Source organism: Deinococcus pimensis DSM 21231, from assembly GCF_000519345.1.
Classification (GTDB): domain Bacteria; phylum Deinococcota; class Deinococci; order Deinococcales; family Deinococcaceae; genus Deinococcus_A; species Deinococcus_A pimensis.
On the sequence record NZ_KI912656.1, the window covers coordinates 2,088 to 6,933 of the forward strand.

Consider the following 4,846-nt stretch of genomic DNA (forward strand, 5'->3'; position numbering starts at 1 on the left):
ACATCGCCCGCATCGCCGTTCCCGTCAGCCTCGAGATGGTCTTCCAGCTGGCGCTCGGATTCGTGGACCAGGTCATCGTCGGCGTCCTCGGCGCCGTCGCCATCGCCAGCGTCGGCCTCGCCAACAGCGTCACCTTCATCGGCGTCCTGACCCTGTCCACCCTCGGCGGCGGCGCGTCCATCCTCGCGGCGCGCGCGTTCGGCGCCGGGGACACCCGCGGCGTGAGCCGCACCACCACCGTGGGCCTCACGGTCGCCACGCTCGTGGCGGTCCTCGTGTCGGTCGTCGCCGCCCTCACCGCCGCGCCCCTGCTGCGCCTCCTGAGTCCCGACGCGCGCGTCGTGGAGGCCGCCCTCCCCTATTACGGCCTGGTCGTCGCGAGCCTCCCGCTCGTCGTGATCGGCGCGGTCGCGAGCGGCGTGCTGCGCTCGCTGGGCCACGCGCGCACCCCCATGACCGTCACGATGATCGCGGTGGTCGTCAACTCCGTCCTCGCGTACCTGCTGGTGTTCGGGCCCGGCCCCCTGCCCGCGCTGGGCCTCGCCGGGGCGGCGTGGGCCACGCTGGCGGCGCAGGCCTTCAAGGCGGCGGCGCTGCTCGGGCGGCTCTACGGCGGGCGGCGGCACGCGTCGTGGGCGCCGCCGCGCGTCCTCTCGGAGTGGGTGTCGGTGTCGCGGTCGCTCCTCACCCTGACCCTGCCCCTCACCGCGACGGAGCTCTTCTGGTCCGTGGGGACGCTGCTGTTCACGCTGCTCTTCGCGCGGGTCGGCACGGACGCGCTCGCGGGCGTGCAGATCGTGAACACCATCGAGGGCATCTTCATCGTGGGCTCGTTCGGGCTGATGTCCGCCGCGACGTCTCTCATCGGGCAGGCCGTGGGCGGCGGGAACCATCAGCTGGCCCTGCTGCGCGCCAACGTCATCGTCCGTACGGGCCTCCTGACGGGCGTGGGGTTCGGGGTGCTGTTCGGCCTCACGGCGTTCGCGCTGCCGACGCTCTACCCCAGGGTGGGCGCGGACGTGCTGGCGGTGGCCGTGTGGGGCATCGTGATCAACGCGGTCTTCCAGTGGGCGAAGGTGGGCAACATGATCCGCGGCGGCGGCGTCCTGCCGAGCGCCGGGGACACGCGTGGCGTGCTGCTCGGGGACGTGGTGGGCGCCTTCGCGGTGGGCCTGCCGCTCGCGTGGCTCCTCGCGTTCCCCCTGGGGCTCGGCGTGGGCGGCCTGTTCGCCGCGCGCGTCCTGGAGGAGCTCGTGAAGCTCGCCATCTTCGAGGTGCGCTCGCGCCGCGTGCGCTGGCACGAGGTGGGCGCGGAGGTGGCGGCCGCGCACGACTGAGCGCCAAGAAAGGAGGGCGCCCCGGGGGGCGCCCTTCCTGCCGGAGGGTGGGTTCAGGGCAGCGCGCGGGCGCCGTCCACGGCCTTGCGGGCGTCCACGAGGCCCGCGCCGCAACCGGCGGAGCAGGCGGTGCTGCTCAGCGGGGTGCTGGCGTTCTTGAGGGTCGTGAGGACCTGCGCGGGGGTGATGGTGGACTTCACGGCGTACATGAGGCTCACGAGGCCCGCGACGTGCGGGGTGGCCATGCTGGTGCCCTGGTAGAAGCTGTAGCCGTAGGTGCCGTCGTCGTACTTGAGGGTGCTGAGCACGCCGTCGACGTAGCCGTCGCCGTTGCGGTCGACGCTGGTGTCGCCGCCGGGCGCGGCGAGGTCGACGTAGCTGCCGTAGTTGCTGTAGGGCGCGCGGTAGTTGCGCGTCTCGGTCGCGGCGACCGTGACGGTGTTGTTGCACGACGCGGGCGAGTAGTGCGAGGCGTTGTCGTTGTCGTTGCCCGCCGCGACGACGACGGTGGTGCCGCGCGCGACGGCGTCGTTGATGGCGGACTGCTCGGCCGGGTCGTCCACGGAGCAGGTCTTGCCGACACCGAGGTTGCCGCCGAGGCTCATGTTGATGACCTTCGCGGGGTAGGCGTTGGCGGGGACGCCGGTGACGGAGATGCCGGAAGCCCAGCGGATCGCGTCGACGATGTCGGCGGTGGTGCCGCCGCCCTTGCCGAGGACGCGCACGGGCAGGATGCGGGCGCTCCAGTTGACGCCGGAGACGCCGCTCGCGTTGTTCGTGACGGCGCCGATGGTGCCCGCGACGTGCGTGCCGTGGAAGGACGAGGTGCCGGTGCTGGTGGTGCGGTCGCCCACGTCGGTGGCGTCGCTGTCGCGGCCGTTGCCGTCGCCGGAGATGCTGGTGCTGCTGATGAAGTCGTACCCGCCGACCCACTTGTTCGCGAGGTCGGGGTGCGCGGTCTTGCCGGTGTCGATGACGGCGACGACGGGGCTGTTCGCGCCCGTGGTGACGTCCCACGCGGAGGGCAGGTTCATGTTGCGGTAGTGCCACTGGTACGTGTAGTACGTGTCGTTGGGCGTGGCGGTCGCGCGGTAGATGTAGTTCGGCTGGGCGTACTCGATCTGCCCGGCCGCCGCGGCGCGCAGGGTGGAGAGGGCGCTCACGGTCTGCTCGCGCAGCGCGCCCTCGCTCTGGGCGCTCACGCCGCCGGAGACGGACACGAGGGTCGCGCCGCCGGAGAGCTCGCGCAGGGTCTGGAGGCGCACGCCGCTCTGCTGGCTGACGCTCTGGGCGGTGGCGCCGTCCTGGAACTTCACGATGAGCTCGCCCGCGACGAATTCGGGGCCGCTGGCGGCCTCCACGGTGGAGGGACCGTTGCGCAGCTCGCCCGTCCCGGAGGACGCGGCGGGCGTGGTCGTGCTGGTGCTCTGCTGTCCGCAGGCGGCGAGGAGGAGTCCGAGACCGACGATGAGGTGCAGTTTCCGCATGAATAACCCTTTCCGTCCCCGTGGGGACGACACCGATTTCCGCACGACGGGTGGACCGGCGGGAGGAGGAGTCCCGTCCAGCACGTGCTCGCGTTCGTTTGGTGATGTGCAAGGTACCCCGCTCGCCTGGGCGATGTCGTGAAAAATTACATGTGAGGTCAATTCAGCACAAAGTGAGCGAGCAATGAAGAGGGCGCTCCCAGGGTGGAGCGCCCCATCGGTCCCGCACGTGCCGTGGCCCGCCTGCCGGGGCGTCTCGAACGTGACCGGTTCCAGCCGTCGGGAACGCCCGCCCTCATGAACCCCACCTTCAGGACGACGCTCAGCCCGGCAGGGTGAAGCGCAGGGACGTGCCCACGCCGGGCGCGCTCTCCACGTCCAGCACGCCCCCGGCGAGCGCCACGCGCTCGCGCAGCCCCATCAGCCCGAGGTGCCCCTGCCGCGCGAGCTCGCCCGCGCCGTCCACGTCGAAGCCCGCCCCGTCATCGGAGACGGTGACGGCCACGTCCACCTCCTGGAAGACGATCCGGACGGCGGCGCTCTGCGCGCCCGCGTGCTTGTCCACGTTCGTGAGGGCCTCCTGCACCAGCCGGAACACCGTGAGTTCCGTCGCGGGCGGCAGGCGCCGCTCCTGCCCCTGCACCTCCAGCCGCGCGGGCGTCCGCGCCTGCGCCGAGAGCCACTCCAGCGCGGGCAGCAGTCCCAGGTCGTCGAGGACGCTGGGACGCAGGTTGCGCGCGAAGCGCCGCACCGACTCGATCGCGGCGTTGAGGTCCGAGCGGACGTCCTCCGCGAAGGCGCGCGGCTCTCCCGTCAGGTTCTTCGCGAGGCGATCGAGGCGCCGCCCGATCGCGACGAGCACCTGCGCCGTGTCGTCGTGCAGCTCACGCGAGATGCGCCGCCGCTCCTCCTCCTGCGCCTGCGTGAACAGCGACAGGTACGAGCGCAGCTCCAGCTGCCTCGCGGACGCCGCCTCCAGCGCCTGCCCGCGCCGCGCGATCTCCTCGGCGAGCTGCAATTGCTCGCTGAGGTCACGTGCGACGAGCAGCACGCCCAGCACCTCACGGTCGCGCACGACGGCGCTGAGGCGCACCTCCAGCCGCGAGGCGCGCGACACGCCCGTCAGCTCCACCTCACAGGTGACGCCGCGCTCGGGCGTGCCCAGGCAGTCCTTCCAGGCCCGCTGGAAGGTCACGTGCCACTCCTCGCCGAGCAGCTCCCACAGCGAGCGGCCCGTGAGGTCCCCCAGCAGACGCAGCGTCGCGGGGTTCGCGTACGTCACGTGCCCGCCGGAGTCGCAGGCGATGATGAGGTCGTGCGCGCCCTCCGCGAGGAGCCGGTAGCGGGCCTCCTCCCGTTCGAGCGCCGCGAGCAGCCGTTCCTGCCCCAGGGTGAGCGCGAGCTGATCCCCGATGGCGCGCGCGAGCTGCATCGCCCGGTCCGACGGGGCCTCCTCACGGTGCGAGTCGGCGTACAGCACCCCGATGAGGGCGTCGCCGGACCTGAGGGGCACCACGATGGCGCTGCCCGAGCCGCGCAGCGCCGCCCGGCGCGTGAGGCGGCGCGGGCCGCGCCCGAGACCAAGCGCGAGGTGCGCGGCGTCCTCGGGACTCACGCCCAGCCGGAAGGCGCCGATCTCGGCGGGCTCGCCGTCCTCGTCGAACAGCAGGATCAGGCCGCGTTCCGCGCCCAGCGCGAGGACGGAACGCTCCGCCGCCTCCGCGAGCGCGCCCTCCTCGCGCCGCCCGCCCAGCAGCCGCGAGAGCTGCAGCAGCACGCCCGTCTCGCGTTCGCGTCGCACCTCCTCCTCGTACAGGCGGGCGTTCTCGATCGCGAGGGACGCCTGCGCCGCGAAGACCTCCGCGAGGCTCAGGTCGTTCTCGTCGAGCGGGAGGGGCCCCTCGAAGTACAGCACCAGCCCGCCGAAGGTCTTGCCGCGCGCCGCGAGCGGCAGACCCACGAGCGCCGTGAACGGATAGTTGCCGCTCGCGAGGAGGCCGCGCGTGTAGCGCGACCCCACCT

At 72.7% G+C, this 4,846-nt stretch carries 3 protein-coding genes; 1 reads left to right on the forward strand and 2 read right to left on the reverse strand.

The annotated features are described in order from the left end of the window. Positions 1-1,337: MATE family efflux transporter (locus DEIPI_RS31710; protein WP_342667519.1), on the forward strand; the 1,337-nt coding region annotated here is incomplete at its 5' end. Positions 1,338-1,390: 53 nt separating this feature from the next. On the opposite strand, the gene DEIPI_RS31715 is transcribed toward DEIPI_RS31710, so the two are convergent. Further along, positions 1,391-2,824: a S8 family peptidase gene (locus DEIPI_RS31715; protein WP_052351777.1), complete on the reverse strand. Its 1,434-nt coding sequence runs from the start codon at positions 2,822-2,824 to the stop codon at positions 1,391-1,393. Between the two features lie 322 nt (positions 2,825-3,146). Then, positions 3,147-4,846, reverse strand: a 1,700-nt coding sequence (locus tag DEIPI_RS35670; RefSeq protein ID WP_157463728.1) for a GAF domain-containing protein, incomplete at its 5' end; no start/stop codon positions are given.